This window comes from Paraburkholderia sp. Tr-20389 (genome assembly GCF_017104565.1).
Lineage (GTDB): Bacteria > Pseudomonadota > Gammaproteobacteria > Burkholderiales > Burkholderiaceae > Paraburkholderia.
The window spans coordinates 164,520-190,900 of the sequence record NZ_JAAGPD010000007.1 but is presented as its reverse complement, the minus strand read 5'-3'; the positions used below and the strand labels follow the sequence as shown (position 1 = coordinate 190,900).

The 26,381-nt window shown below is 62.9% G+C and carries 25 protein-coding genes; 8 read left to right on the top strand and 17 right to left on the bottom strand.

Going from position 1 to position 26,381, the window contains the following annotated elements; all coding sequences use genetic code 11:
• Positions 1-41: 41 nt before the first annotated feature.
• Positions 42-860, bottom strand: a complete 819-nt coding sequence (locus G3N95_RS11130; RefSeq protein ID WP_205970037.1) for a helix-turn-helix transcriptional regulator — start codon at positions 858-860, stop codon at positions 42-44.
• 160 nt (positions 861-1,020) lie between these two features.
• On the opposite strand from G3N95_RS11130, the gene G3N95_RS11125 reads away from it, so the two are divergent.
• From G3N95_RS11125 to G3N95_RS11105, 5 genes are all read left to right on the top strand, one after another.
• Positions 1,021-1,866, top strand: coding sequence for a carbon-nitrogen hydrolase family protein (locus G3N95_RS11125; protein ID WP_205970036.1), 846 nt, complete (start codon positions 1,021-1,023; stop codon positions 1,864-1,866).
• A 148-nt stretch (positions 1,867-2,014) separates the two neighbouring features.
• Positions 2,015-3,355, top strand: a complete 1,341-nt coding sequence (locus tag G3N95_RS11120; RefSeq protein ID WP_205970035.1) for an APC family permease — start codon at positions 2,015-2,017, stop codon at positions 3,353-3,355.
• A gap of 205 nt (positions 3,356-3,560) precedes the next feature.
• Positions 3,561-4,772, top strand: coding sequence for a putative DNA modification/repair radical SAM protein (locus tag G3N95_RS11115; protein WP_205970034.1), 1,212 nt, complete (start codon positions 3,561-3,563; stop codon positions 4,770-4,772).
• Positions 4,773-4,788: 16 nt separating this feature from the next.
• A complete protein-coding gene (locus G3N95_RS11110) occupies positions 4,789-6,261 on the top strand; it encodes a UdgX family uracil-DNA binding protein (RefSeq protein ID WP_205970033.1) in 1,473 nt (490 codons plus the stop codon).
• A gap of 51 nt (positions 6,262-6,312) precedes the next feature.
• Positions 6,313-6,825 (top strand): GNAT family N-acetyltransferase, encoded by a 513-nt coding sequence (locus tag G3N95_RS11105; RefSeq protein WP_205970032.1) that lies wholly within the window; start codon positions 6,313-6,315, stop codon positions 6,823-6,825.
• A 53-nt stretch (positions 6,826-6,878) separates the two neighbouring features.
• Here G3N95_RS11105 and guaA read toward each other — a convergent pair whose 3' ends face one another.
• From guaA to guaB, 4 genes are read right to left on the bottom strand one after another with little or no spacing between them, the layout of a single operon-like run.
• Positions 6,879-8,462 (bottom strand): glutamine-hydrolyzing GMP synthase, encoded by a 1,584-nt coding sequence (gene guaA, locus G3N95_RS11100; RefSeq protein ID WP_205970031.1) that lies wholly within the window; start codon positions 8,460-8,462, stop codon positions 6,879-6,881.
• Positions 8,455-8,670 carry a hypothetical protein gene (locus G3N95_RS11095; RefSeq protein ID WP_205970030.1) on the bottom strand — a complete coding sequence of 72 codons (216 nt, stop codon included), beginning with the start codon at positions 8,668-8,670 and terminating at the stop codon, positions 8,455-8,457. Before G3N95_RS11095 ends, guaA begins: the two co-directional genes overlap by 8 nt.
• Entirely contained in the window at positions 8,663-9,478 is an 816-nt protein-coding gene (locus G3N95_RS11090; RefSeq protein ID WP_205970029.1) for a hypothetical protein, read from the bottom strand. The genes G3N95_RS11095 and G3N95_RS11090 overlap by 8 nt, the downstream gene beginning before the upstream one ends.
• Positions 9,479-9,484: 6 nt before the next feature.
• Complete coding sequence (gene guaB, locus G3N95_RS11085) at positions 9,485-10,945, bottom strand: IMP dehydrogenase (RefSeq protein WP_205970028.1); 1,461 nt, start codon at positions 10,943-10,945, stop codon at positions 9,485-9,487.
• Between the two features lie 295 nt (positions 10,946-11,240).
• Between guaB and G3N95_RS11080 the strand changes: the two genes are divergently transcribed.
• On the top strand, positions 11,241-12,215 hold the full coding sequence (locus G3N95_RS11080; RefSeq protein ID WP_205970027.1) for a DMT family transporter: 975 nt from the start codon (positions 11,241-11,243) through the stop codon (positions 12,213-12,215).
• A gap of 104 nt (positions 12,216-12,319) precedes the next feature.
• Here G3N95_RS11080 and G3N95_RS11075 read toward each other — a convergent pair whose 3' ends face one another.
• Both G3N95_RS11075 and G3N95_RS11070 read right to left on the bottom strand, forming a co-directional pair.
• Positions 12,320-12,652: an RnfH family protein gene (locus G3N95_RS11075; protein ID WP_205970026.1), complete on the bottom strand. Its 333-nt coding sequence runs from the start codon at positions 12,650-12,652 to the stop codon at positions 12,320-12,322.
• A complete protein-coding gene (locus G3N95_RS11070; protein WP_041763392.1) occupies positions 12,649-13,086 on the bottom strand; it encodes a type II toxin-antitoxin system RatA family toxin in 438 nt (145 codons plus the stop codon). The genes G3N95_RS11075 and G3N95_RS11070 overlap by 4 nt, the downstream gene beginning before the upstream one ends.
• Positions 13,087-13,217: 131 nt before the next feature.
• On the opposite strand from G3N95_RS11070, the gene smpB reads away from it, so the two are divergent.
• On the top strand, positions 13,218-13,664 hold the full coding sequence (gene smpB / locus G3N95_RS11065; RefSeq protein WP_201650230.1) for an SsrA-binding protein SmpB: 447 nt from the start codon (positions 13,218-13,220) through the stop codon (positions 13,662-13,664).
• Positions 13,665-14,464: 800 nt separating this feature from the next.
• Here smpB and G3N95_RS11060 read toward each other — a convergent pair.
• From G3N95_RS11060 to ppsA, 4 genes are all read right to left on the bottom strand, one after another.
• The gene (locus G3N95_RS11060; RefSeq protein WP_205970025.1) at positions 14,465-15,418 is read right to left on the bottom strand and encodes an IS5 family transposase; all 954 of its coding nucleotides are present in this window, start codon (positions 15,416-15,418) and stop codon (positions 14,465-14,467) included.
• A gap of 226 nt (positions 15,419-15,644) precedes the next feature.
• Positions 15,645-16,574: a stomatin-like protein gene (locus G3N95_RS11055; protein WP_205970111.1), complete on the bottom strand. Its 930-nt coding sequence runs from the start codon at positions 16,572-16,574 to the stop codon at positions 15,645-15,647.
• A 102-nt stretch (positions 16,575-16,676) separates the two neighbouring features.
• Entirely contained in the window at positions 16,677-17,129 is a 453-nt protein-coding gene (locus G3N95_RS11050; protein ID WP_205970024.1) for an NfeD family protein, read from the bottom strand.
• Between the two features lie 119 nt (positions 17,130-17,248).
• Positions 17,249-19,654: a phosphoenolpyruvate synthase gene (gene ppsA, locus G3N95_RS11045; RefSeq protein ID WP_205970023.1), complete on the bottom strand. Its 2,406-nt coding sequence runs from the start codon at positions 19,652-19,654 to the stop codon at positions 17,249-17,251.
• A gap of 392 nt (positions 19,655-20,046) precedes the next feature.
• Between ppsA and G3N95_RS11040 the strand changes: the two genes are divergently transcribed.
• Positions 20,047-20,862, top strand: a complete 816-nt coding sequence (locus G3N95_RS11040) for a pyruvate, water dikinase regulatory protein (protein WP_028368433.1) — start codon at positions 20,047-20,049, stop codon at positions 20,860-20,862.
• A 21-nt stretch (positions 20,863-20,883) separates the two neighbouring features.
• Here G3N95_RS11040 and G3N95_RS11035 read toward each other — a convergent pair whose 3' ends face one another.
• From G3N95_RS11035 to lpxD, 6 genes are all read right to left on the bottom strand, one after another.
• Entirely contained in the window at positions 20,884-21,684 is an 801-nt protein-coding gene (locus G3N95_RS11035; RefSeq protein WP_205970022.1) for an RNA methyltransferase, read from the bottom strand.
• A 69-nt stretch (positions 21,685-21,753) separates the two neighbouring features.
• Complete coding sequence (gene rnhB, locus G3N95_RS11030) at positions 21,754-22,500, bottom strand: ribonuclease HII (protein WP_205970021.1); 747 nt, start codon at positions 22,498-22,500, stop codon at positions 21,754-21,756.
• Positions 22,497-23,666, bottom strand: a complete 1,170-nt coding sequence (lpxB, locus tag G3N95_RS11025; protein WP_205970020.1) for a lipid-A-disaccharide synthase — start codon at positions 23,664-23,666, stop codon at positions 22,497-22,499. The genes rnhB and lpxB overlap by 4 nt, the downstream gene beginning before the upstream one ends.
• A 3-nt stretch (positions 23,667-23,669) precedes the next feature.
• Positions 23,670-24,458: an acyl-ACP--UDP-N-acetylglucosamine O-acyltransferase gene (gene lpxA, locus G3N95_RS11020; RefSeq protein WP_205970019.1), complete on the bottom strand. Its 789-nt coding sequence runs from the start codon at positions 24,456-24,458 to the stop codon at positions 23,670-23,672.
• A gap of 168 nt (positions 24,459-24,626) precedes the next feature.
• Positions 24,627-25,088 (bottom strand): 3-hydroxyacyl-ACP dehydratase FabZ, encoded by a 462-nt coding sequence (fabZ, locus tag G3N95_RS11015; RefSeq protein WP_035990836.1) that lies wholly within the window; start codon positions 25,086-25,088, stop codon positions 24,627-24,629.
• Positions 25,089-25,257: 169 nt separating this feature from the next.
• Complete coding sequence (lpxD, locus tag G3N95_RS11010; protein ID WP_205970018.1) at positions 25,258-26,334, bottom strand: UDP-3-O-(3-hydroxymyristoyl)glucosamine N-acyltransferase; 1,077 nt, start codon at positions 26,332-26,334, stop codon at positions 25,258-25,260.
• Positions 26,335-26,381 lie beyond the last annotated feature (47 nt).

Genomic DNA, 26,381 nt, shown 5'->3' with positions numbered 1-26,381 from the left:
CGAGCGCCGCGCGCACTATGAGAGACATCCGGATCAAGCGTTCACTCCGGCTCGACCGTTCTCCCCGGCTCGTAGAACATTGCAAATAGTTCGGACTGCGATCCGACGCCTAGCTTCGCGTAGATGTGCTTCTTGTGCGCGCGCACGGTTTCGAACGAGATCGACAGCTTCTCTGCAATCGCACGCGACGAAAACCCGCTCAACGAGAGCATCGCCACTTCGATCTCGCGAGCCGTCAACGCGCCGCGCCCGTTCTTGCCCGTCAGCATGCCGAAGCGCGCATGCAGATCGGGCTCTTCGCTCTCCGCCGCGGGCATGGCTTCTTCGACGACGAACTTCTCGAAGCGCAAGCGCTGCTGCATCAACGCGAGCACCCACGGCGAATACAGCGTGAGCAGCGCGATCTCGCGCTCGTCGTAGCGGCTCGTCTTGCCGAGCGAAAAGCCCATCGTGTGATCGCGATCGATCACGACATTGAAATGCACCTCGTCGCCGACGATGTTTTTCTTGAAGTACCGCTGGTAGTACTCGGTCATCCGGAAGTTGTCGGGCGCGACGTCGGCGAGCGTGTAGAAGCCCGACGCCTGCGTTTCGAACGCGGCAAGATAGAACGGATCGAGTTGATAGAGTGCGGCCAGATAGTCCTGAAACATCAGGTCGATCTTGCCGTCGGGCAGCGCCTGTTCGGCTAGCACGAGCGGCGCGGCATCGCGATGAAAACGCAACGCGACCCAGCTGTCGAAACCGACATGCCGTTCGAGCACGCGCGTGAGACGCGCCCAGAAATGCGGACCATCGAGGGCGTCGATGGCCGAACCGATCTCCCGATGAAAAGCGAGATCTCGCCATTCGAAGTCCATCGTGTCCTCCAGCGAGGGTAACCCTCGTGGGTAATTTGCGGACAAAAATAATACCCCGATAATCGCTCCCAATACGAGGAATGGCGGCGCACGCACTGTTCCAATCAGTACAAGAATCACATCGCGCATCGCTGAAAGGCATCTGGAAGGAGGCAACATCATGCAGGTAGAACTGGCGCAACTCGCGCTGCTCGACAGCGACGTCGCGCACAACACCCGCAAGGTCATCGAGGCGATCGAACGCGTCGACACGGCGGGCGGCACCAAGCTGATCGTGTTTCCCGAAACCACGCTGTCGGGCTTTCCGACGCGCGACAACGTCGCCGACATCGCACAGACGCTCGACGGCGCCGCGCTCTCCGCCGTCCGCGACGCGGCCCGCCAGAAAGGCGTCGCGGTTGCGGTCGGCCTCGCGGAACGCGACGGCAACCGCTTCTACAACACCACGGTGCTGGTCGACGAACGTGGCGAGATTGCGCTGCGCTACCGCAAGACGCATTTGTGGGCATCGGATGTCGGCGTATTCACGCCGGGCGACCGCTTCGAAACCTGCATGTGGAACGGTCTCACGGTCGGCCTGCTGATCTGCTACGACATCGAATTTCCCGAGTCGGCTCGCGCCGTCGCCGCGCTCGACGCCGATCTGCTGATCGTCACGAACGGCAACATGGATCCGTTCGGCCCCGTGCATCGCCGCGCGATCCAGGCACGCGCAATGGAGAACCAGATGTTCGCGCTGATGGTGAACCGCTGCGGTTCGGGCGACGACAACCTCACGTTCCCCGGTCTGTCCGCACTCGTCGATCCGTTCGGCGAGACGGTGCTCGAACTGGGCGTCGACGAAACGGTAACGAAGGCCAACATCGATCTCAAGCGTCTCGAAGCGAGCCGCGAGCACTACAACTATCTGCACGATGCGCGCGTGCCGCTCGGACTCGTGCCCGTCGAACAGTCGAACGGCCATCGCGCGCTGATGATCGAAGCGCGCCGCCGGCGCAACGACTAGACGCATTCAGCCATTTCGTTCGAAACACAACGCGTGAGGCCCGGCGCCTCGCGCGCGCGGACTCACGTCCGGCGAAACGCAAAGCAAATGCCAGTCATAAGGCATCCAAACGACATCCATATCGGCCTTCGCGGGCTTAGGAGAAATCATGCAAGCGTCGTCTTCCCATGAACCGTCGCACCTGAAACGCACGCTCGGCTTGCCGTCCGTGCTGCTGTTCGGTCTCGCCTACATGGCGCCGCTGATCGTCTACGGCACCTACGGCGTGCTCGCCAAGGCCAGCGACGACACGGCCGCCCTCGCCTATCTGCTCGCGCTGATCGCGATCGCGTTCACGGCGCTCAGTTACGGCAAACTCGCGCGGCTCTTCCCCGTCGCCGGTTCGGCGTACACGTACACGCGCAAGACCTTCAACGCGCATCTCGGCTTCCTGATCGGCTGGGCGACGCTGCTCGACTATTTCTTCCTGCCGATGGTGATCTGGCTGATCGGCGCGGCATATCTGAACGCGGCGTTTCCGCATGTGCCGTCGTGGATCTGGATCGTCGCGTTCATCGTGCTGACGAGCGGCCTGAACATCGTCGGCATCGAACTCGCGGCGCGCTTCAACATCGTGCTGATGATCGTGCAGCTCGCGATCGTCGCGATGTTCGTCGCGCTGTGCTGGCACTATGCATCGGCGGCGGCCGCGCCGGGAGGCATCGCGCTGGCCGAGCCGTTCTTCAAGCCGCACGTGCCGCTCGGCGCGACGATGGCGGGTGCTGCGATTGCCGCGTACTCGTATCTCGGCTTCGATGCCGTGTCGACGCTGACGGAAGAAACCATCGATCCGAAAAAGAACATGCCGCGCGCGATTCTGCTGATCGCGCTGATCGGCGGCGCGATCTTCGTGATCGCGGCGTACACGATGCAACTCGCGCATCCCGGCGTCGAGTTCAAGGACACGGACTCCGCCGCATTCGAAGTCGCGAAGATGATCGGCGGCGATATCTTCGTGACCGTGTTTCTCGCGGGGCTGATCCTCGCGCAATTCGCGTCGGGCATCTCCGCGCAGGCGAGCGTCGGCCGCCTGCTCTACGCGATGGGCCGCGACGAGATTCTGCCGAAACGCATCTTCGGTTTCATTCACCCGCGCTTCAAGACCCCGGCGATCAACATCGCGATTGCGGGCATTGTCGGCCTGATCGCACTGAAGCTCGATGTGGCCACGTCGACGTCGTTCATCAACTTCGGCGCGTTCCTCGCGTTCACGGCCGTCAACCTGTGCGTGATCCGCGTGTATCTGTCGGGCGACCACGGCGATCGCAAGATCGGCGTGCTCGGCGGGCTGGTGTTTCCGCTGATCGGCGCGGTGTCCGATATCTGGCTGCTCGCGAGCCTCGAGAAGACGGCGCTCGTGCTCGGCGCGGTGTGGTTCGTGCTGGGCATCGTGTATCTGTGCTGGATCACGCGCCTGTTCCGCCAGGCGCCGCCTGAAGTGGCGATCTGATCTTTGAATGAAGCACGGTTCGTTGTTACGGACCGTGTTCAACGAACGCGGCGCATCTTGTGCGCCGCGTTTTGCTTTTCGCGCAGCGCTGTACGCGCTATTGGCTAAAAACTGAAACAAAGCCAGGACAGCCCCCGCGTTGCGCCTTGTGGGCATTCTGTGACCGCGTAGAATACTGTACATATATACAGCATCTCCATTCATCATGGAACTGCTCAAAAAGCTCGAAATACTCGCCGACGCGGCCAAATACGACGCATCGTGCGCGAGCGGCGGTGCGCCGCAGCGCAGTTCGCGCGACACGGACGGGCTCGGCGCGAGCACGGGTTCAGGCATCTGCCACAGCTTTACGCCCGACGGCCGCTGTGTTTCGTTGCTCAAGATCCTGTTGACCAACTTCTGTTTGTACGACTGCCAGTACTGCGTGAACCGGCGCACGAGCAACGTGCCGCGCGCGCGTTTCACGCCCGAGGAGGTCGTCAGCCTCACGCTCGACTTCTACCGGCGCAACTATATCGACGGGCTGTTTCTCAGCTCCGGCGTGATCCAGTCCTCGAACTACACGATGGAGCAACTGGTGCGCGTCGCGCAGTCGCTGCGAGAAGATCATCAGTTTCGCGGCTACATTCATCTGAAGACGATTCCGGACGCCGATCATGCGCTGATCGCGCAAGCAGGCCGTTACGCGGACCGTTTAAGCGTCAATATCGAACTGCCGACGGAAATCAGTCTGGAACGGCTCGCACCCGAAAAAAGCGCGCGCACGATCCGCCTCGCGATGGGCTCGATCCGTCTCGCGCGCGAAGAAGCCGGGAACGACGCGAAAGCGCCCCGCTTCTCGCCAGCGGGACAAAGCACGCAGATGATCGTCGGCGCGGACGAAACCAGCGACAGCACGATCCTGCAAACGGCGGAGACGCTGTACGGCTCGTACCGACTCAAGCGCGTCTATTACTCCGCGTTCAGCCCGATTCCCGACAGCCCGACTTCCCTACCTGCGAAAGCGCCGCCGCTGCTGCGCGAGCACCGTTTGTATCAGGCGGATTTTCTGCTGCGCGGCTATGGCTTTCGCGTCGACGAACTGTTCGACAAGCCCGGCAATCTCGCGCTCGATATCGATCCGAAACTCGCGTGGGCGCTCAATCATCGCGACAGTTTTCCCGTCGATCTGAATCGCGCCCACGCGCGCATGATCGCGCGCGTGCCGGGCATCGGCATGCGCAACGCGAAGCGGCTGGTGGAATTGCGGCGCTCGCGACTCATTCGCTATCAAGATCTCGTGCAGCTGCGCTGCTCGATGGAGAAGACGAAGCCCTTCGTCGTGACAGTCGACTATCGTCCGGCGCAGTCTGATCTATCGACCGAACGGTTGCGGCACGCGTTGACGCCACCGCCCACGCAGTTGTCGCTGCTTTGACGCGGGGCGTTCGCGTATGCATGTGATCGCGATCGACGACACGTTCGCCGCGTGGCGGGAAGCGGCGCTACAGGCGCTGGCGCAGCGCGTCGTACCTGAGAAAATCGACTGGCGCATTCGCGACGACGCTCATGCTGCCGCTCACACGCTGTTCGACGATGAAGCTGTTACACCGTTTGCACCGACTGTGCCCGCTGAAGTCCGCCTATCCCGCGAGCTTGCTGAACTGCTGAACGACGCCGCGCTGTATCGCGAGCCGGCCCGCTGGGCGTTTCTCTATCGCGTACTCTGGCGATGGCATGGCGGCGACCGCTCGGTCGCGTCGCCTGCCGATACCGACGGCGCCCGGCTCTACAAGATGGCCAAGGCCGTGCGGCGCGCGAAACACGACATGATCGCGTACGTGCGGTTCCGGCTGCGCGACGCCGCTGACGATACGCCCACTCCCGATCTGCCCGAATACGTCGCGTGGTACGAACCGGAACACGATGTGCTCGCGTGGTCGGCCGAGCACTTCGCGCGACGCATGGGCCGTTCGACCTGGCTCATCTCGACACCCGACGGCGCGGCATGGTGGAACGGCAGCGCGCTGCGGCTCGAACGTGGCCCCGCACGATCCGGCGATCATGCTGCCCACACCGCCGACGAAGCCGAAGCGCTTTGGCTCGCCTACTATCGCAGCACGTTCAATCCCGCGCGCCTGAACGAGAGCGCGCTCGAACAGCACATGCCCGTGCGCTTCTGGAAAGCCTTGCCCGAAGGCAGCCTGATTCCATCGATGATCAGCGAAGCGAAAAGCGGCGCGCGACGGATCGCGCAGGCGAGCGGCGTCGGCATGCTCGGCGGTAAAAGCGTGCCCGTCGATGCGCACAGCGCGCAGCCCGCGCGACAACACCCGTCGACGCTCGACGCTTGCCGGCGCTGCGAATTGTGGCGGCACGCGACGCAGGCCGTCGACGGCATCGGTCCCGGCGATGCGGGCATCATGCTGATCGGCGAGCAGCCCGGCGATCTCGAAGACCTCGCGGGCAAGCCGTTCGTCGGCCCGGCAGGCCGGCTGCTCGATGTGGCGATCGAGCGCGCGGGTCTGGCGCGTGACAGTCTATATCTGACAAACGCCGTCAAGCACTTCAAATGGATGCTGCGCGGCAAGCGGCGTCTGCACAAGACGGCGGCGCAGCAGGAAATCGACGCGTGCGGTTATTGGCTGGAACGAGAACTCGAACGCGTGAGGCCTGCCGTCGTCGTCACGCTGGGCGCGACCGCGTTGGGAGCGTTGCTGCACGAGAAGGTCGGCTTGAGCGATTGCATCGGCGAAACGCTCGATGTGAACGGTATGCAGGTGATCGCGACGTATCACCCGTCGTATGCGTTGCGGCAGCAACATGACGAGGACCGTCAGCGGGTGCTGGCATCGATTGCGGACGCGCTGGTTCGGGCGCGTGAACTAGCGGATGCGGTGAAGGAACAACAGCGTGCGCCGGACTAGCGTTGCGTCGGCGAATGCGCGAGCATGGACGGCAGCCACGGACGACACGCCATGCGAACCCCGCTCGAAACTGCGCGGCTGCGCCTCGAACCATTCGACGAAACCCATTTCGCCGGACTTCTCGCGCTCAATTCCGATCCTGTTGTCATGCAGTACCTCGGTGACGGTTCGATTGCGACTGCGATGGAAGTACAGGCGACTATCGATAGCGCGAGACAACGCTGGGACCAGTTCGGCTTTTCGTGGTGGTCGATCATCAGGAAAGACAACGGCGAAATCATCGGCGCGGGCTGCGTTCAGCACATCGAGAACGAACCGCGCAATCCCGTCGAAGTCGGCTGGCGGCTGAAACGGGATCACTGGGGCCACGGCTATGCGACGGAAGCGGCGCACGCGATGATCGCGTTTGCTTTCGATGTTCTTGGTCTTGCGTCGATCCACGCGACGACGCATCCGTCGAATGAACGATCGATCAAGGTAGTGAAGCGGCTGGGGATGCGGTGTCTCGGTTTGCAGCCTTACTATGGGACGATGGCGGCGACGTATGTGCTGAAGAGGCCGTAGGCGCCGGCGATAAAAAAAGGGCGCCGCAGCGCCCTCTTCTTTTCAACCCGACCTCACTCCCACTCGATTGTAGCCGGCGGCTTCCCCGAAATGTCGTACACGACACGATTGATCCCGCGCACCTCATTAATGATCCGGTTCGACACATGTCCGAGCAGATCATGCGGCAGATGCGCCCAATGCGCCGTCATGAAATCCAGCGTCTGCACAGCGCGCAGCGCAACGACATACTCATACGTGCGTCCGTCGCCCATCACACCGACGCTCTTCACAGGCAGGAACACCGCGAACGCCTGGCTCGTCAGGTCGTACCACGACTTGTCCGTGTCCTTGTCGATGAACGTGCGCAGCGATTCGATGAAGATCGCGTCCGCGCGGCGCAGCAGATCGGCGTATTCGCGCTTCACTTCGCCGAGAATCCGCACGCCGAGGCCAGGGCCAGGGAACGGATGGCGATACACCATCGAAGGCGGCAAGCCCAGCTTCACGCCCAGTTCGCGCACTTCGTCCTTGAAGAGCTCGCGCAGCGGTTCGAGCAGCTTGAGGTTCAGGGTTTCCGGCAGACCACCGACGTTGTGGTGGCTCTTGATCGTGTGCGCAGCCTTCTTGCCCTTGCCCGCCGACTCGATCACGTCCGGATAGATCGTGCCTTGCGCGAGCCACCTGGCATCCGTGAGCTTGCCCGCTTCCGTCTGGAACACTTCGACGAATTCCGCGCCGATGATCTTGCGCTTCGCTTCCGGATCGGTGACGCCCTTGAGCTTCGACATGAACGCTTCGCTCGCGTCGACATGGATCACCTTCACGCCGAGGTTGTCCGCGAACATCGACATCACCTGCTCGGCTTCATTCAGACGCAGCAGACCGTGATCGACGAACACGCAGGTCAGCTGGTCGCCGATCGCGCGATGCAGCAGCGCCGCCGCCACCGACGAATCCACGCCGCCCGACAGACCGAGAATCACATGCTCGTTGCCGACCTGCTTGCGGATGTTCTCGACGGCTTCGTCGATGTAGTTGCCCATTTCCCAGTCGGGCTTCGCGCCGCAGATCTTCAGCACGAAACGTTCGAGCATCGCGCGACCCTGCACAGTGTGCGTGACTTCCGGGTGCCACTGGACGCCGTAGAAATGGCGCGTCTCGTCCGCCATCGCGGCGATCGGGCACGATTCCGTCGATGCCATCAGCTGGAAGCCTTGCGGCATTTCCAGCACCTTGTCGCCGTGGCTCATCCAGACCTTCAGCATGCCGTGGCCTTCGGGCGTCGCGAAGTCCTGAATGCCGTCGAGGAAGCTCGTGTGATTGCGCGCGCGCACTTCCGCGTAGCCGAATTCGCGCAGATGGCCGCTGTCGACCTTGCCGCCGAGCTGCTCGGCCATCGTCTGCATGCCGTAGCAAATGCCGAGCACGGGCACGCCCGCTTCGAACACGGCTTGCGGCGCGCGCGGCGTGTCGGTCTCGGTCACCGAGTTCGGGCCGCCCGACAGGATGATGCCCGTCGGTTTGAATTCGCGGATGAATTCGTCGCTGACGTCGTGCGGATGGATTTCCGACAGCACGTGCGCTTCACGGATGCGGCGTGCGATCAGTTGGGTGACTTGCGAACCGAAGTCGAGAATCAGGATCTTGTCATGCATGGCAGCGGACGGAATCTAAAAGGAACGGATAGGGGAAGCCGCGCTTGTCGCAACGCGACAGGACGGCGTTGTATTCAAAACGAACCGGCTGGTGCGGCGTCAACACGCTAAACAGCGCGTCGCAGCGTTGCCGCGCTCGATCAAGACCTGCGCGCAGACGGATTCTGGTTGTGTCGGCAGTGGGCGTGCGCTTGCTCGCGTCAGCCATGAAACGGCGGCCGTGGCGTGCCGGACTTCGCTTCGGCGGCGCGGGCGTCGGCTTCGCTACGCTCGGCCGCGGCACGTTCGCGCGCGGCGGCGTCTTCGTGGGCGCCGGCCCGGCGTTCATGCGCCAGCGCGTCTTCGCGTGCGGCGGCTGCTGCCTCCGGCATCATGGCGCGCGGCGCTGCAGCCGTCAGGCCCGGCTCGACGGGATGGCCCGTCGCAGGGCTCACCGGTCGCGAACCGCTCGCCGTCGGCGTGACGCCCAGCGTCGGCTCGACGTGCGCTCCCGTTGCCGGATAGACGACACCCGGACGCGCGACATTACGCTCCCGCTCGGCCTTGCGCGCTTCGTTCTCGGCCTCGCGCGACGCGACGCGATCGGCACGTTCGGCAGCAGCCGTACCCGCTAGCCGCTCGCGCCGCTTCACGGCGCTCGAAAGCTTCACACCGCCCAGACCGATCACGAGCAGCACGACGCCCGTCAGCACCGCCACCAGCTGACCGAAACCCGTCAGCTGCGGCGTATGCAGCCCGACCAGCCAGACCAGCATCAGCACGCCTGTCAGCCAGTTCACGTGCCCGACGACCTTGGCCGTGGTCGCCGTCATCGCACCGTCGATCGACGCATGCAGCGCCAGCCAGGCGAGACCGATCAGCGCAATGCCCGCCCCCTGCCCGACCAGCACAGGGTCCGTCTGCACCAGCTGCAGCGCGTCGTACAACGATTTCCACGGCGTGAGCAGGAACAGCAGCCCGAACGCCAGCAACAACAAGGCATCGATGATCAGTACGGCACGCAGCAGCGGCTTCATCGGCAATTAGTCCACGTGGTAGTTGGGGGCTTCCTTCGTGATCTGCACGTCGTGCACGTGCGATTCGCGCATGCCCGCCGCCGTGATTTCGACGAACGAGGCCTTCTCGTGCATTTCGTCGATCGTGCGGCAGCCGCAGTAGCCCATCGACGCGCGCACGCCGCCGATCAGCTGGAACAGGATCGCGCCGACCGAACCCTTGTACGCGACGCGGCCTTCGATGCCTTCCGGCACCAGTTTGTCGATGTTCGCGGAGTTGTCCTGGAAGTAGCGATCAGCCGCGCCGTCCTTCATCGCGCCGACGGAACCCATGCCGCGGTACGACTTGTACTGGCGACCCTGATACAGGAACACGTCGCCCGGCGCTTCTTCCGTGCCGGCGAACATGCTGCCCATCATCACCGCATTGGCGCCGGCCGCCAGCGCCTTGCTGACGTCGCCCGAGAAGCGCACGCCGCCGTCCGCGATCACGGGGATGCCCGTGCCCTTGAGCGCCGCCGACACATTCGCGATTGCCGAGATTTGCGGCACGCCCACGCCCGCGACAATACGCGTCGTGCAGATCGAACCGGGGCCGATACCGACCTTCACGCCGTCCGCGCCGTATTCGACGAGCGCCTTGGCCGCGTCGGCCGTGGCGATGTTGCCGCCGATCACCTCGACGTGCGGGAAGTTCTTCTTGACCCACTGGACGCGCTCCAGCACGCCCTTGCTGTGGCCGTGCGCCGTATCGACGACGATCACGTCGACGCCCGCCTGCACCAGCAGCGACACGCGCTCTTCGTTGTCCGGGCCGACGCCGACAGCGGCGCCTGCGCGCAGCTTGCCATGCTCGTCCTTACAGGCGTCCGGGTGTTCCGTCTGCTTCGTGATGTCCTTCACCGTCATCAGGCCGCGCAGTTCGAATGCGTCGTTGACGACCAGCACGCGTTCGAGGCGGTGGCTGTGCATCAGCGCCTTCGCTTCGGCGAGCGGCGTGCCTTCCTTGACGGTGACGAGGCGCTCGCGCGGCGTCATGATCGTGCGCACGGGCTCGTCCAGACGCGTTTCGAAGCGCAGGTCGCGATTCGTGACGATGCCGATCAACTGGACGCCTTCGACGACAGGGAAGCCCGAAATGCCATGCTGGCGCGACAGCGCGATCACGTCGCTCACCTTCATTTGCGGCGGAACGGTGATCGGATCGCGCACGACGCCCGATTCGAAACGCTTGACCTTCGCGACTTCGCGAGCCTGCTCGGCCGGCGTGAGATTCTTGTGGATGATGCCGACGCCACCCATCTGCGCCATCGCGATGGCAAGGCGAGCTTCCGTGACGGTGTCCATGGCGGCGGACACGAGCGGCATATTCAGGGAAATGTTGCGGGTCAGCCGGGTTTTGAGGCTGGTGTCGCGCGGCAGAACGTCGGAGAAAGCCGGGACGAGGAGCACGTCATCGAACGTGAGTGCTTTTTGGATCAGACGCATGGCAAATCCTATAGGCGCAAAAGCGAATTATACGCGATACCTCCCCGGTTTTCACTGCGCGAACAGTCAGTTAGCGAAATTCTTCAATGTTTTTTCGCGTCGAACGATCGTCCGATTTCGCTTCTGCGTTCGGCTCGGGTTCGAACGGGTTTCGTTTATCCATTCGAACGTGCGCGCGTCCAGGGAACGCTTCCCAGCATAGACGACGCGAGCCAAAGTGCAGAATCGAACAAGACGCCCACCCATCCGACCGGCTATGCTTCGCGCACTTTCAGTTTTCGATCGGGGCAAGGCAATGCAGCGCGGTGTGGTGTACGGGATGTTGGCGGGAGCGTTATGGGGCATGGTGTTTCTGGTGCCGCGCCTGTTGCCCGATTTTTCGCCAGTGCTGCTGAGCGCCGGCCGCTACGCGATGTACGGCGTCGTGTCGCTGGTCGCCGCGCTGCCGTCGGCGCGCTCGCTGCTGCGCCGGCTCACTCGCGAAGACCTGCATGCGCTCGTCAAGCTCGCGCTCGCGGGCAACCTGCTCTACTACCTCCTGCTGACGGGCGCCGTGCATCTGGTCGGCATCGCGCCGTCCTCGCTGATCGTCGGCGTGCTGCCCGTGACGGTGACACTGCTCGGGCGGCGCGATCACGGCGCCGTGCCGCTCGCGCGTCTCGCGTGGCCGCTCGCGCTCGTGGTGGCGGGCATCGCTTGCATCAACGTCGACGTATTCGGCACGGCGGGCGAAACGTCCGGCACGATCGCAACGAAGCTGATGGGGATTGCCTGCGCGGTCGGCGCACTCGCCTGCTGGACATGGTTCGCCGTCGAAAATGCCCGCTATCTGCAGCGTCATACGCATTTCAGCGGCAATGAGTGGTCGGTGCTGTGGGGCGTCGTGACGGGACTGCTCGGGGCGCTATTGTGGCTCGTGGTCGCAGTGCTGCCGTCGTCGGCCGTCGATACGTCGCATGTCGACATCCGCTGGCATCTGTTCTGGATGCTGAACCTGGGGCTCGCGATCGGCGCGTCGTGGCTCGGCAACGGCTTGTGGAACGCGGCGTCCAAGCGTCTGCCGCTCACGTTATCGGGCCAGTTGATCGTCTTCGAGACGCTGTTCGCGCTGCTCTACGCGTTCATCTACGACCACCGTCTGCCCCGTCCGCTCGAACTGGCGGCCATCGTGCTGCTGGTGGCGGGCGTCAGCTGGTCGGTGCGCCAGCATGCCGACGACGATTCCGACCGCTCGACGCTCGAAGAAAAGGCGCAAGCGGCCGTGCACTGAGCCTATGCTGCGCCGTGGCAGCGTAGTTCAAGCGCCCAAAAGAAACGGCGCACCGCGTGATACGGTGCGCCGTTTGTCATTTGGCACTGCGCGTCGGCGAGACGTCAGCGCGAATCCTTGGGCAGCCACTTGCGCCCTTCGACGGATCCTTCCTGACGCGATTTCTCGACGCGCCGCTGCCGCGCGAGCTTCGGATCGACGATCAGCGGCCGGTAGATCTCGACACGATCAAGGTTGGCCAGCACGGCATCCAGCGGCTTGAGCTTGCCGAACACGCCTGTCTTCTGCTTCGTCAGATCAATCTCGGGATGCCGCGCGAGCACGCCGCTCGCGTCGATCGCCTGACGCAGCGTCGCGCCTTGCGGCAGTTGCAGTTCGATCAGCGTCTGTTCCTGCGGCAGCGCATAGCAGACCTCGATGGTCAGATTGGCGCTCATGGCTTGCCGTAGCGCTGGTCGGCGCGCTTCACGAACGATTCGACGAAGGTGTTGGCGATATGGCTGAACACGGGCCCGATGATCTTCTCCAGCAGGATGTTCGAAAACTCGTAGTGCAGCGCGAACTCGATCTTGCACGCGTCCGCGCGCAGCGGCGTGAAGCGCCAGTAGCCGGTGAACTTCTTGAACGGGCCGTCGGCGAAGTTCATGTCGATGCGGGTGGGCCGTTCCTGCGTGTTGTGCGTCGCGAAGTGCTGCTTGATGCCTTTGAAGTTGATGTCGATCTTCGCCTCCATCAGGTTTTCCTCCTGGCGGCGGATTTCCACGCCCCCGCACCACGGAAGAAAATTGGGGTAATCGGCGACATCGGTGACGAGGTCGAACATCTGTTCCGCCGAATGGCGTATCAACACGGTTTTCTGGACATCTGCCATAGATTGAACAGCGCGTGGCAACGGTGATTGGGAAATAGCGAACGGGTGACAACTGAATGACACCGCGGCGGGTTTTCGGCGGCCCGCTTTGCTAAAATCGTGATTTTAAACGAGTTGGCCGGTTTCCATTCATGAGCATCATCGACAACAGAAAAGCGTTCTTCGACTACTCGGTCGAGGAACGTTACGAGGCGGGGCTCGTGCTGGAGGGCTGGGAAGTCAAGGCGCTGCGCGCCGGGCGCGGGCAGATCAAGGAAGGCTACGTCGTGATCAAGAACGCGGAGCTGTTTCTGATCGGCACGCATATCAGTCCTCTGCCGGAGGCATCGAAATTCGCCAATCTGGATCCGGTGCGCACGCGCAAGCTGCTTTTGCACGCGGAAGAAATCAGCAAGCTGATTGGCAAGGTCGAGCAGCGTGGGTATACGCTCGTGCCGTTGAATTTCCACTACAAGAATGGGCGCGTGAAGTGTGAGATCGGGCTTGCCAAGGGGAAGAAGCTGCACGACAAGCGTGAGACCGAGAAGAAGCGGGATTGGGAGCGGGAGAAAGCCCGCTTGATGCGGACGCCGACGTAAAGGTTCTTGTCTTTCTGTCTGCGACGCAGTCGACATTCCTGGCTTCTCGGCGCGGGCTTTGCCTTTCGGTTTCCGCTCTGCGCTTTCGCTGGCATCCGCGTTATGCCCTCGTGCTTCATGCGTTGCCCCTGTGCGGGGCGGCACCTACTTTTCTTTGCAGCGGCAAAGAAAAGTAGGCAAAAGAAAGCCGCTCACACCGCTAGCTTTTGTACTTGCCTGCGGGCCCCCAACGGGTCCCGCACTCCACTCGGCAACACTTTGTTTTGCGCCCGTTGCCAGCGCTTCGAACAGGCGCATCACCCACTCCAATCACCCGTAGCGCAGCCAGCGGCAGCGACCCGTCCGCGCCGCCCAGGTGGCAAACTGTGTGTAGGTTGTCGCGCCGGACACATTCGCGCTCCTACGACACCGATCCCGCTTTTCAGTCCGGAGTGGTGCACTTCCATCGCGACGGCCTACACACAGTTTGCCACCTGGGCGGCAGTCGACGTCTGGTACCGCAGTTTGTGACGCGGGGGCGTGAAGTGGGTTAGGCGAATCCAGGGGCGCTGGCAACGAGCGAGGATTAGCTCGTTGCCGCATGAGGCGTAAGAACTGTTGGGGGCCCGCAGGCAATAACACGGGCTGGCGGTGTGAGCCCGCTTTCTTTGCTTAGGAAGGTCTGAACAACCCGTTTTCTGCTTTGGATACCGAAGTTGGGCGCTCAGAGTGAAGGGCGCGGCGTCACTCGCACCGTATTGAGCCGCGACCGGTGACGTCCTGGCCACCGGCGCTGCATTCATACGTTGCATTTTCGTCCTTCATTTCGCTTTGCACAGCGCCTTGCGCGCCAGCCAGAGATTGACCAGCGCGAACTGCGTTTCGATCTGAGCCGTGTTCTTCGCCAGTCCCCGATACCTCGCCTTCACATATCCAAACTGACATTTGAGCACCCGGAACGGGTGCTCTACCTTCGCTCTCACGCCCGCCTTGAGTCGCTCGATCTTGTCGTAGATCCGGTCGAGCCGCTTGCTTTTATCCAGCTTTCTGCGCTTGCTGGGCCTCATCGCGACATGCCACTGGACCGCGCCCGCTTCCTCCCGCTTCTCAATGCCGACATAGCCCGCATCGGCAAACGCAATCTCTTCTTTGCCGTGCAACAGCGCATGCGCCACCGTGATGTCATGGACGTTCGCTGGCGTGCATTTCACGGTGTGCACCAGCCCCGACTCCACATCGACTCCAATGTGTGCCTTCATGCCGAAGTACCAGTTGCCGCCTTTTTGCGTCTGGCGCATCTCCGGGTCTCGCGTGCCAGCCTTCTTCGTCGAACTGGGCGCCGAAATCAGCGTCGCGTCGACCGCCGAGCCCACCTTGAGCGTCAAGCCCTTGTCCTGCAGGAGCCTGTTGACCGTCGCCAGCATGCTGGCGGACAACTCATGGGCCTCGAGCAGGTGCCGGAAGCGCAGGATCGTGCTCTCGTCGGGCAGCCGCGTCATGCCCGTGCCCAGCAGCGCGAACTCGCGATACAGCGGGATATCGTGCAGCGCCTCCTCCATCGCCGGGTCCGAGAGGCTGAACCACTGTTGCATGAAGTGAATGCGCAACATCGTCGCGACTGGAAACGGCGGGCGCCCGGTCTTGCCTTTGGGGTAGTGTGGCTCGATGAGTGCAATCAGTTTCTGCCACGGCACCACGCGGTTCATCTCATCGAGAAACTCGCGCTTGCGCGTGCGCTTCGTTGACAGATCCAGACCAAGACCGAGCTGTGTCATCGCGCCACTCCTTGAATTCGACTGACCCCAGGATACTCCACGCGCGCGCTAACGCCAGGACTTTTGCAGAGATTCCCTTACTTTCTTTGCGGCGGCAAAGAAAGTAAGTGCCGCCCCGCACAGGGGCAACGCTAGCAAACCAGAAACAAAACGCGGATGCCGGCGAGAAAAAGGCGCTCGCCAGCAAAAAAACCAAACCGGCGACTGCGTCGCAGACCAAAAAACTTCAGCTCACAGTCTTGCCACCAGACTTAACAATAGCCAGCGCGGCAGAGATCATCGAACTCATATCGGCCATGTTCCCCGGCACGATCAAGGTATTCCCCGTCTTCGCCAGATTCGCAAACGCGCCTACATACTGTTCGGCAACCTTAAGATTCACGGCCTCCATCCCACCCGTCGACTGGATCGCCGCAGCGATCTTCTGAATGGCCTGAGAATTAGCCTCCGCAACAGCAAGAATCGCAGCCGCCTGGCCCTGCGCCTGGTTGATCGCGGCCTGGCGCTCGCCTTCCGACTTCTGGATCGCCGCCTCGCGTCCGCCCGACGCGATATTGATCTGCTCCTGCTTACGTCCTTCCGACGCCGCGATCAGTGCGCGCTTCTCACGCTCGGCCGTAATCTGCGCCTGCATCGCATGCAGAATCTCCTTCGGCGGCGTCAGATCCTTGATCTCGTAGCGCAACACCTTGACGCCCCAGTTCGACGCCGCTTCGTCGAGCGCCGAGACGATCGAATGATTGATGAAGTCGCGCTCCTCGAAGGTCTTGTCGAGTTCCAGCTTGCCGATCACCGAGCGCAGCGTCGTCTGCGACAACTGCGTGATCGCAAACACGAAATTGCTCGACCCGTACGACGCCTTCATCGGATCGGTCACCTGAAAGTACAGCACGCCGTCCACCTGCAACTGCGTGTTGTCGCGCGTAATGCAAACCTGGCTCGGCACGTCGAGCGGAATCTCCTTGAGCACGTGCTTGTAAGCGATCCGGTCGATGAACGGCAGCACGAAGTTCAACCCCGGCGTGAGCGTCGCGTGATAACGCCCGAGCCGCTCCATCACCCATGCATGTTGCTGCGGCACGATCTTGATCGTCTGCGCGGCCACCACGATAACGACGATCAGCAAAACCAGCCCAACGATGCTCGACGGTTCCATCATTCCTGCACCCCCAATCTGTTTTCGAGTTGTTGTGCGCATGCGGATGCGCTCAGGTCGCGTCCTGCCGACGCATGAATCCGTTCAGGCAACTGCAACGACTCAGGCCCTCGCCGCCGCGTGCCGGCTGGCGACGACGACCAGGCAATTGCCCCGCAACGCGGTGATTTCGTAGAGATTCGCGTCCTCCCGCTCGCCCGGCGCGAGTTCGACCTCCCATGACGCGCCGCGATAGTTCGTACGCGCGTGCCCGTCGTGCCACCCGGAGACCGTCAGCGTCGAACCGATATCGAGGTACACGTCGGGATTGTGCGCAGCCTCGGCGCGGTTTCGGGTCTTGCGCCCGAAGCGGGAGTTGCGAAGCAGAAGCACCGCCACGAGCGCGACGGCAGCCGCAATACCGAGTTGCAGCGAGAGATCGAGGCCGGCGAGATGTGCAATCGCCGCCGCGATGAATCCGAGCGCCACCATCAGCAGATAGAACGTGCCGTGCATCAGTTCGAGCACGATCAGCACGCCCGCGCCGATCCACCAGAACAAGCCGCTGTGCAACATCTGCGCCTCCACAAAGCAAAACACCCCGGAGCTACCGGGGTGTTTATAGCATGAAGCGTCTGCGTTTTATCGTTCGCAGAGGCACGTTTTACGCACCTCTACAAATCGATGCGCAATGCTTACCTGGCCGTCAGCTTGGCGAGCGCCTGCCACGTATCGATGATCGTGTCAGGGTTCAGCGAAATCGACGCGATGCCTTCCTGAACCAGCCACTCGGCGAAGTCCGGATGGTCCGACGGGCCCTGGCCGCAGATACCGACGTACTTGTTCAGGCGCAGGCACGTTTCGATCGCACGCTTGAGCATGAACTTGACGGCCGGGTCGCGCTCGTCGAAGTCGACGGCGAGCAGTTCCATGCCCGAGTCGCGATCGAGGCCCAGCGTGAGCTGCGTCAAGTCGTTCGAGCCGATCGAGAAGCCGTCGAAGTACTGCAGGAACTCTTCGGCGAGGATCGCGTTCGACGGCACTTCGCACATCATGATCAGGCGCAGGCCGTTCTCGCCACGCTTCAGACCGTACTTCGCGAGCAGGCCGACCACACGCTCCGCCTGCTTCAGCGTGCGCACGAACGGCACCATGATCTCGACGTTCGTCAGGCCCATCTCTTCGCGCACGCGCTTGAGCGCCAGGCACTCCATCTCGAACGCCTGCGCGAAGTCTTCAGCGATGTAACGCGACGCGCCGCGGAAGCCCAGCATCGGGTTTTCCTCGTCCGGCTCGTAGCGCGAACCGCCGATCAGCTTCTTGTACTCGTTCGACTTGAAGTCCGACAGACGCACGATCACGGGCTTCGGATAGAACGCCGCACCGATCGTGGCGATACCTTCCGTCAGCTTGTCGACGTAGAACGCACGCGGCGATGCATGACCGCGCGCGACGCTTTCGACAGCCTTCTTCAGGTCCTGATCGATGTTCGGGTACTCGAGAATCGCCTTCGGGTGAACGCCGATGTTGTTGTTGATGATGAACTCGAGACGCGCGAGACCCACGCCCTTGTTCGGCAGTTGCGCGAAGTCGAACGCGAGCTGCGGATTGCCGACGTTCATCATGATCTTCGTCGCGATCTCGGGCAGTTCGCCGCGCTGGACTTCCGTCACTTCCGTTTCGAGCAAACCGTCGTAGATCTTGCCTTCGTCGCCTTCCGAGCACGACACCGTGACGAGTGCGCCGTCCTTCAGCACGTCCGTCGCGTCGCCGCAGCCGACCACGGCGGGCACGCCCAGTTCACGCGCGATGATCGCCGCATGGCAGGTCCGGCCGCCACGATTCGTGACGATGGCCGACGCGCGCTTCATCACCGGTTCCCAGTTCGGGTCGGTCATGTCCGCGACCAGCACGTCGCCCGGCTGCACACGCTCCATTTCCGACGGATCGTGAATCACGCGCACGGGGCCTGCGCCGATCTTCTGGCCGATTGCACGGCCCGTCGCCAGCACCTGCGACTGCCCCTTCAGCTTGAAGCGCTGCTCGGCCTTGTTGCCGCCCTGGCTCTTCACCGTTTCCGGGCGCGCCTGCAGGATGAAGATCTTGCCGTCGCGGCCGTCCTTGCCCCACTCGATGTCCATCGGACGCTGGTAGTGCTTCTCGATGATGACCGCGTACTTCGCCAGTTCGATCACGTCTTCGTCGGTGATCGAGTAACGGTTGCGCTGCTCGTGCGCGACATCGACGGTCTTCACGCGGCCTTCCTCGCCTGCCTTCGTGAATTCCATCTTGATCAGCTTCGAGCCGATCGAGCGGCGGATGATCGGGTATTTGTTCTGCGCGAGCGTGGTCTTGAAGACATAGAACTCGTCCGGATTCACCGCGCCTTGCACGACGGTTTCACCGAGGCCATAGCTCGACGTAATGAAGACGGCGTCCTTGAAGCCCGATTCGGTATCGAGCGTGAACATCACGCCCGCTGCGCCGACGTCCGAGCGCACCATGCGTTGCACGCCCGCCGACAACGCGACTTCAGCATGCGTGAAGCCCTTGTGGACGCGATAGGAGATGGCGCGGTCGTTGTAGAGCGACGCGAAGACGTGCTTCATGCGATCGAGCACGTCCTCGATGCCGACGACGTTCAGATAGCTTTCCTGCTGACCGGCGAACGATGCGTCGGGCAGGTCTTCCGCCGTGGCCGACGAACGGACGGCGAACGACAGCTCTTCAGGCGAGCTGTTGGAGAGGACTTCGAACGCAGCGCGGATTTCCTGTTCGAGACGCGACTGCATCGGGGCGTCGACGATCCATTGACGGATTTCCTTGCCCGCAGCGGCGAGTGCCTTCACGTCGTCGACGTCGAGCGTCTCGAGACGTTGGGCGATGCGTTCGGTCAGGTTGTTGTGATGCAGGAAGTCGCGGAATGCGAGCGCCGTCGTGGCGAAACCCGTGGGCACGCGCACGCCGGCTTCAGCGAGCTGACTGATCATCTCGCCGAGCGAAGCATTCTTGCCGCCGACGATTTCCACGTCGGTCATCCGCAACTGCTCGAATGGAACTACATACGCCTGATCCTTAGCAACGTTAACTGCGTTAGTCATACAAGCCCCTAAGTGTGAAAAAAATGCTCGATTGCGCAAGTGGGCTCGAACACGGGGCGCTCATTGGAAGCGTGACCCGTGCCTTACGCAACCTGTTGGAGAAGCAATCGCGGCAGGCTTCATGTTCGACACGAAGCCCGAGGAAGCAGGAGATTGAACGAATTTGCAGCGTTGCCGTGCAAGATACGAACAAATCGCGACGCAATCAAAGAGCGATAACGGATAGTTACACGCGATTTGGCTGCAATTGCTTATCGAACAGGTTGCCGCTATTCTACCGTGCCGACTCTCGAAATGTGACTGTCGGGCGAGAAATGCGCCGTGACGGCGCGCGCGGCTTGCCGCACTGTCTGATTCGAGCGGATTTTGACGCTCATGTTCCCTGCCCACTGATGCCGCCCACCGTATTCATCGTCTCCGACGGTACCGGGATTACTGCCGAAACCTTCGCGCACTCGATCCTCTCCCAGTTCGACCAGAAATTCCGCCTGGTCCGCGTGCCGTTCGTCGATTCGACGGAAAAAGCCTACGCCACGCTCGAAAAAATCAACGAAGCCGCCCATCACGAGGGCCGCCGCCCGATCGTCTTCACGACGCTCGTGAACAGCGCGTCGAACCAGATCGTGAAGGACTCGAACGCGCTCGTGCTGGACATGTTCCAGACCTTCGTCGAGCCGCTCGAACAGGAGCTGGAGCTGAAGTCGAGCCACGCGATGGGCCGCGGCCACCAGAACGCGGACACTGAGGAATACAAGAACCGGATCGAGGCAATCAACTTCTCGCTCGCCCACGACGACGGCCAGTCGAATCGCAATCTGGAAGAAGCCGACGTGATTCTCGTCGGCGTGTCGCGCAGCGGCAAGACGCCGACGAGCCTGTATCTGGCGATGCAGTACGGCGTGAAGGCAGCAAACTACCCGCTGATTCCGGAAGACTTCGAGCGCGGCAAGCTGCCGACGCCGCTGTATGCGCATCGCGCGAAGATGTTCGGGCTGTCGATCGATCCGCAGCGCCTGTCGGAGATCCGCAATGAACGGCGCCCCGGCAGCAAGTACGCGGCGCTGGAAAACTGCCGCTACGAGATCAACGAAGCCGAGACGATGATGCGGCGTGAAGGGATCAAGTGGCTCTCGTCGACACACAAGTCGATCGAGGAAATCGCGACGACCATCCTGCAGGAAATCAGGCTGGACCGGTCGTCGTATTGACTGTGAGGCGTGGTGGCTCGCTTAGCGCGGGCCGCTACCGTGATTACCGCGCTGCTGCCGGCACTGCTCGAACAGACACACGGCGGCGGCCGCCGCCACATTCAGCGACTCCATCCCGCCCGGCTGTGGAATCGTCACGCGATACGTGACGGCGTCGCGCCACGCCTGCGATACGCCCGCCCCTTCATTGCCGAACACCCACGCGACAGGCCCCGACAGATTAGTGTCGTAGATCGCCTCGGCGCCGTGCGAATCCGTGATCGCGACGGGCACGTCGAGCCGTTCGATCAGCGTGTGCGGCTCGATGTCCTCGTGAATCTGCAGCAGGAAATGCGCGCCCATCGCCGAACGCAGCACCTTCGACGACCACGCGTACGCGGTGCCCGGTGCGCAGAACACATGGCCGATGCCCGCCGCCGCCGCGCTGCGCAGGATCGAACCCACATTGCCCGCATCCTGCACACCGTCGAGCACGACGCAGCCGTGCGTCACGCGCTCGGGCAACGGCAGATCGAGCTTCTCGACCAGCAGCAGCATACCGACGCCGTTGACCACGTTCGACAGCTGCCCGAACAGCGCATCCGGCAGCGTGACGATGCGCCGTTCGTCGATACGTGCGACGATCGCCTGCGCCTCGTCGTGACGCAGCGCGCCTTCCGTGACGACGCACGTTTCCGGCTGCCCGGCGACATCCAGGTAAGCGCTCGCGAGGTGAAACCCTTCGAGCAGCGCATGGCCGCTCTTGCGCTGTTGATGCGTCGATCCGGCCAGAGCCTTCAGACGCTTGTAGAGCGGATTGTCCCGCGAGGTGATGGCTTTCACAGGCGACGAGCGAGATAAAAAGCGGTGAAAAGAATAGCGCCCGCAGGCGCTTGATGGCTGACTGCCGGATCAGAACGGCGCGCTGTCGTCGGCGAGAAACGCGTCGTCGGTCGCAACCGGTGCGACGACGACGCCCTTCGGCAGATCGACGGCCTTGCCGAGGCGCAGGTGCGCCTCACGCACGGGCGCGAACGAGCGCCGGTGATGCTCGCACGGACCATGCTCGCGCAGCGCCGTCAGATGCTGCGGCGTGCCGTAGCCGGCGTGCGCGTCGAAACCGTAGACCGGGAACATCTGATGCAATTCGAGCAACATGCGGTCACGCGTGACCTTCGCGAGAATCGAAGCCGCCGAAATGCACGGCACGAGCAGATCGCCGCTGACGATCGCCTCGCTGCGAATGCTCAACGACGGGCAACGGTTGCCGTCGATCTTCGCGAGCGTCGGCGCAATGTGCAGGCCTTCGACGGCGCGCTTCATCGCGAGCATCGTCGCGTGCAGGATGTTCAGCGAGTCGATTTCTTCGACGGACGCCGACGCAATGCAATACGCCAGCGAGCGCTCGATGATCTTCTCGTACAGTTCATCACGCTTTTTCGCCGTCAGCGCTTTCGAATCGGTGAGTCCGCGGATGCGCGGCTTCGCCGGATCGAGAATCACGGCTGCCGCAACCACCGGCCCGGCGAGCGGACCGCGCCCCGCTTCGTCGACGCCGCAAATGACGTCGTGCGGCGACGAGAAATCGAGTCCGGCCTGCGCGGTGGCCTTCGCCGACGTCTTGCGGCGCGGCGCAGCCGTGCCCGCCGCGCGGGTCATGGACGCCCCCGGCGCGTCTCGATCACGCTGACGACGGCTTCGGCGGCGCGCTGCGCTGTGTTCTGCTTGAGCACGTGATGCATCTCGGTGAAGATTTCCGTCAGCGTGCGCCGGTTCGCGTCGTCGCGCAACTGGGTCAGCGTGGCATCGGCCAGCGCTTCCGGTGTCGCGAAGTGCTGCAGGATTTCCGGCACGACGAAACGCCCAGCCAGAATGTTCGGCAGACCGACGTACGGCAGATAGCCTTGTCGGCGCATGATCTGCCCCGTCAGCCAGGGCACCTTGTACGAGATCACCATCGGCTTTTTCAGCAGCGCCGCTTCCAGCGTCACCGTGCCGCTCTTCACGAGGATCGCGTCGGCGGCCGTCATCGCGCGTTGCGCGTTGCCGTCCGTCAGCGTGAGCGGCAGCTTCGGGTGTGCGTCGACGAGCGGCTTCAGCAGTTCGCGCAGCGCCGGCGTCGCGGCCGGCATCACGAAACGCACGCCCGGCTCGCGCTGCAACATCAGCTCCATCGCGTCGAAGAACGTCGGGCCGATCAGCGCAATCTCCGAGCGCCGGCTGCCCGGCAGCACGGCGATCACCGGACCGCTTTCTGGCAGGCCGAGTTCGCGGCGCGCGCCTGCCGTGTCCGGTTCGAGCGGAATCTCGTCGGCGAGCGGATGCCCGACATAGGTCGCCGTCACCCCCGACTTCTCGAGCAGCGCCTTTTCGAACGGGAACACGCACAGCATGTGATCGACGGCCTTGACGATCTTCTTGATGCGGCCACCGCGCCATGCCCAGATGGACGGACAGACGAAATGGATAGTCGGAATACCCGCGTCGCGCAGCGGATGCTCGAGGCCGAAGTTGAAGTCGGGCGCGTCGACGCCGATGAACGCCGACGGCGGCTCGGCCAGCAACTGGCGCTTCAGCTCGTTGCGGATGCCGAGGATCTCGGGAATGTGCTTCAGCGCTTCGACATAACCGCGCACCGACAGCTTTTCCATCGGGAAATGCGCATCGAAACCCTTCGCGATCATGCGCGGGCCGCCGATACCGAAGTACTGCGTCGCGTCTGGCAGACGGGCCGCGAGCCCGTCCAGCATCGAAGCCGCCAGCAGGTCGCCCGACGGCTCGCCGGCCACCATTGCGAGCCGTAGCGGACTGGTAGGCAACGGCATCGGTTAGCGGATGATGCCGCGCTGCGACTGCTCGACGAAGTCGACGAGCGCGCGCACCGGCTCGTCGCCGTCGCCGCCCGCCGTCGCGAGTTCGCGCAATTGCACCTTCGCCTCTTCGAGCGACAGACCGTTCTTGTACAGCAGGCGGTAGGCAGAACGCAGCGCCGAAATCGCATCGGCCGAAAAGCCGCGGCGGCGCAGCCCTTCGACATTGATGCCGTGCGGCTCGGCCTTGTTGCCCGCCGCGATCACGAACGGCGGAATGTCCTGCACGAGCGCCGACGCGCCACCCAGCATCGAATGCGCGCCGATGCGCACGAACTGGTGCACGCCCGACATGCCGCCGACGATCGCGTGATCGCCGATGATCACGTGGCCCGCCATCTGCGCGTTGCTCGACAGGATCACGTTGTTGCCGATCTGGCAGTCGTGGCCGATATGCACGTAGGCCATGATCCAGTTGTCGTCGCCGAGCGTGGTGATGCCCTTGTCCTGCACGGTGCCCGTGTGGATCGTCGTGAATTCACGGATCGTGTTGCGACTGCCGATGACGAGCTTCGTCGGCTCGTCGCGGTACTTCATGTCCTGCGGACGACCGCCGACCGACGCGTAATGGCCGATGCGGTTGTCTTCGCCGATCGTCGTGTAGCCTTCGATCACGCTATGCGAACCGATGGTCGTGCGCGCCCCGATTGTGACGTTCGCGCCGACGATGGCGTACGGTCCGATTTCGACCGATTCGTCGAGCTGAGCGCCCGACTCGATGATCGCAGTGGGATGAATCCTGCTCATGCGCCCTCGCTTGAATTGCGTTGCTTGCGCGGATGACGCTGTCGCATCACCCGGCGCGCCGACGCGGTCACCTGTGAAAGCGTGAGTGTGACCGCCCCGATGTTTCGATTGTCTGTTTTCGCTGCAGCGAGCTCTCCGACAAGCCCGGTGTTCCTACCGATCCAGCGCTTACTCGCTGTCCGTCTGGCGCACCGCGCACATCAGGTCGGCTTCGGCTGCGACCTGGCCGTCCACTTCGGCGCGCGCCTTGAACTTCCAGATGCCGCGCATATGACGCTCGAACGTGACGTTCAGGATCAGCTGGTCGCCCGGTTCGACCACGCGCTTGAAGCGCGCATTGTCGATGCCGACGAACAGGTACAGCGTGTTGTCCGGATCGTGCGGCTCTTCCGCGAACGTCAGCAGCGCAGCCGTCTGCGCGAGCGCTTCCAGAATCAGCACACCCGGCATCACGGGGCGCTTCGGGAAGTGACCCATGAAGTACGGTTCGTTGATCGACACATTCTTCAGCGCTTTGATGCTCTTGTGCGGCTCGAGTTCGAGTACCCGATCGACGAGCAGGATCGGATAGCGATGCGGCAGCAGCGTGAGAATCTTGTGAATGTCGAGATTGATTTTTTCGGTGCTCATGGTGTTTCTGCTCACGCAAGGGTTGCGCGATGATGACTGCGAATGCTGGGGGCAAGGGTCCGATCGATGACGACGCGCCCTGCCGCCCGTTCCTGTGCCGGCGGCCCGCCGCCCATCGGCCGCGCGCGCCAGCGCTTTTCTTCCGTCGTGCTTATGGTGCCCGAGGTGCTTACGCCTTGTCTCCGGAGGCGCTGGCGACTGCTGCTTCGAGCGCCTTGATGCGATCGCGCAATTTGTCGAGATTGCGCATCAACGCGGCGCTCCTGTTCCAGTCGGCATGATCCACGGCCGGGAATGCGCTCGTGTAGATGCCCGCTTTCGGAAGCGATTTCGATACACCCGACTTCGCCGTGACGATCACGTAATCGCCCAAGGTGACGTGGCCGGCTATGCCGACCGCGCCGCCGATCATGCAGTGACGGCCGATCGTCGTGCTGCCCGCGACGCCTGCGCAACCCGCGATCACCGTATAGGCGCCTATCTTGCAGTTATGTCCGATCTGCACGAGGTTATCGATCTTCACGCATTCTTCGATGACAGTATCGGCCATCGCGCCGCGGTCGATCGTGGTATTTGCACCGATTTCGACGTCCGGTCCGATCGATACGCCACCGACCTGTGGAATCTTCACCCAGCTGCCCGTGCGCGCATCGCCGTCGCCGACGAAGTCCGGCGCGAAGCCGAAGCCATCCGAGCCGATTACAGCCCCCGCGTGCACGATTGCGCGTTCGCCGAGCTTGCAGCCGTGATACACGGCAACGTTCGGGTACAGGTGCGAACCCGCGCCGATGCTCGTGCCGCGCCCGACGAACACATTTGCGTCGAGCCGCACGTTCTCGCCGATCACCGCGCCCGCTTCGACCGTCACGTTCGGGCCGACGACAGCCGTTGCTGCAATCTGCGCAGACGGGTCGACGGTTGCGCCCGGATGCACGCCCGGCTTCGCCTTGGGCGCAGCCATGTCGATGAAGGCCTGCGCAAGACGAGCGAAGTACGCGTAGGGATTCGGCGTGACGATGAAATTGCGGCCATCGCGCGACGCAAGCTTCGCGAGATCGGCTGCATTGATCAGCACAGCGCCTGCGCGCGTCGTTTCGACTTGCGCCAGGTACTTCGGATTGGCGAGAAACGCCAGTTGATCGGGGCCAGCCTGATCGAGCGGCGCCAGATTGCCGACGCGGTGCGCGCGATCGCCGACGACCTCTCCGCCGAACCGCTGGACGATCTCCTCGAGCGTGAATGCCATGCGTGTACTGCTCCTGCTGTTCAGTTACCCAAGCGGCGCGGATTCCG

Bases quoted from the DNA above. Each gene is read 5' to 3' on its own strand.
- G3N95_RS11130 (WP_205970037.1), bottom strand. From the start codon at position 860: ATGGACTTCGAATGGCGAGATCTCGCTTTTCATCGGGAGATCGGTTCG.
- G3N95_RS11125 (WP_205970036.1), top strand. From the start codon at position 1,021: ATGCAGGTAGAACTGGCGCAACTCGCGCTGCTCGACAGCGACGTCGCG.
- G3N95_RS11120 (WP_205970035.1), top strand. From the start codon at position 2,015: ATGCAAGCGTCGTCTTCCCATGAACCGTCGCACCTGAAACGCACGCTC.
- G3N95_RS11115 (WP_205970034.1), top strand. From the start codon at position 3,561: ATGGAACTGCTCAAAAAGCTCGAAATACTCGCCGACGCGGCCAAATAC.
- G3N95_RS11110 (WP_205970033.1), top strand. From the start codon at position 4,789: ATGCATGTGATCGCGATCGACGACACGTTCGCCGCGTGGCGGGAAGCG.
- G3N95_RS11105 (WP_205970032.1), top strand. From the start codon at position 6,313: ATGCGAACCCCGCTCGAAACTGCGCGGCTGCGCCTCGAACCATTCGAC.
- guaA (WP_205970031.1), bottom strand. From the start codon at position 8,462: ATGCATGACAAGATCCTGATTCTCGACTTCGGTTCGCAAGTCACCCAA.
- G3N95_RS11095 (WP_205970030.1), bottom strand. From the start codon at position 8,670: ATGGCTGACGCGAGCAAGCGCACGCCCACTGCCGACACAACCAGAATC.
- G3N95_RS11090 (WP_205970029.1), bottom strand. From the start codon at position 9,478: ATGAAGCCGCTGCTGCGTGCCGTACTGATCATCGATGCCTTGTTGTTG.
- guaB (WP_205970028.1), bottom strand. From the start codon at position 10,945: ATGCGTCTGATCCAAAAAGCACTCACGTTCGATGACGTGCTCCTCGTC.
- G3N95_RS11080 (WP_205970027.1), top strand. From the start codon at position 11,241: ATGCAGCGCGGTGTGGTGTACGGGATGTTGGCGGGAGCGTTATGGGGC.
- G3N95_RS11075 (WP_205970026.1), bottom strand. From the start codon at position 12,652: ATGAGCGCCAATCTGACCATCGAGGTCTGCTATGCGCTGCCGCAGGAA.
- G3N95_RS11070 (WP_041763392.1), bottom strand. From the start codon at position 13,086: ATGGCAGATGTCCAGAAAACCGTGTTGATACGCCATTCGGCGGAACAG.
- smpB (WP_201650230.1), top strand. From the start codon at position 13,218: ATGAGCATCATCGACAACAGAAAAGCGTTCTTCGACTACTCGGTCGAG.
- G3N95_RS11060 (WP_205970025.1), bottom strand. From the start codon at position 15,418: ATGACACAGCTCGGTCTTGGTCTGGATCTGTCAACGAAGCGCACGCGC.
- G3N95_RS11055 (WP_205970111.1), bottom strand. From the start codon at position 16,574: ATGGAACCGTCGAGCATCGTTGGGCTGGTTTTGCTGATCGTCGTTATC.
- G3N95_RS11050 (WP_205970024.1), bottom strand. From the start codon at position 17,129: ATGTTGCACAGCGGCTTGTTCTGGTGGATCGGCGCGGGCGTGCTGATC.
- ppsA (WP_205970023.1), bottom strand. From the start codon at position 19,654: ATGACTAACGCAGTTAACGTTGCTAAGGATCAGGCGTATGTAGTTCCA.
- G3N95_RS11040 (WP_028368433.1), top strand. From the start codon at position 20,047: ATGCCGCCCACCGTATTCATCGTCTCCGACGGTACCGGGATTACTGCC.
- rnhB (WP_205970021.1), bottom strand. From the start codon at position 22,500: ATGACCCGCGCGGCGGGCACGGCTGCGCCGCGCCGCAAGACGTCGGCG.
- lpxB (WP_205970020.1), bottom strand. From the start codon at position 23,666: ATGCCGTTGCCTACCAGTCCGCTACGGCTCGCAATGGTGGCCGGCGAG.
- lpxA (WP_205970019.1), bottom strand. From the start codon at position 24,458: ATGAGCAGGATTCATCCCACTGCGATCATCGAGTCGGGCGCTCAGCTC.
- fabZ (WP_035990836.1), bottom strand. From the start codon at position 25,088: ATGAGCACCGAAAAAATCAATCTCGACATTCACAAGATTCTCACGCTG.
- lpxD (WP_205970018.1), bottom strand. From the start codon at position 26,334: ATGGCATTCACGCTCGAGGAGATCGTCCAGCGGTTCGGCGGAGAGGTC.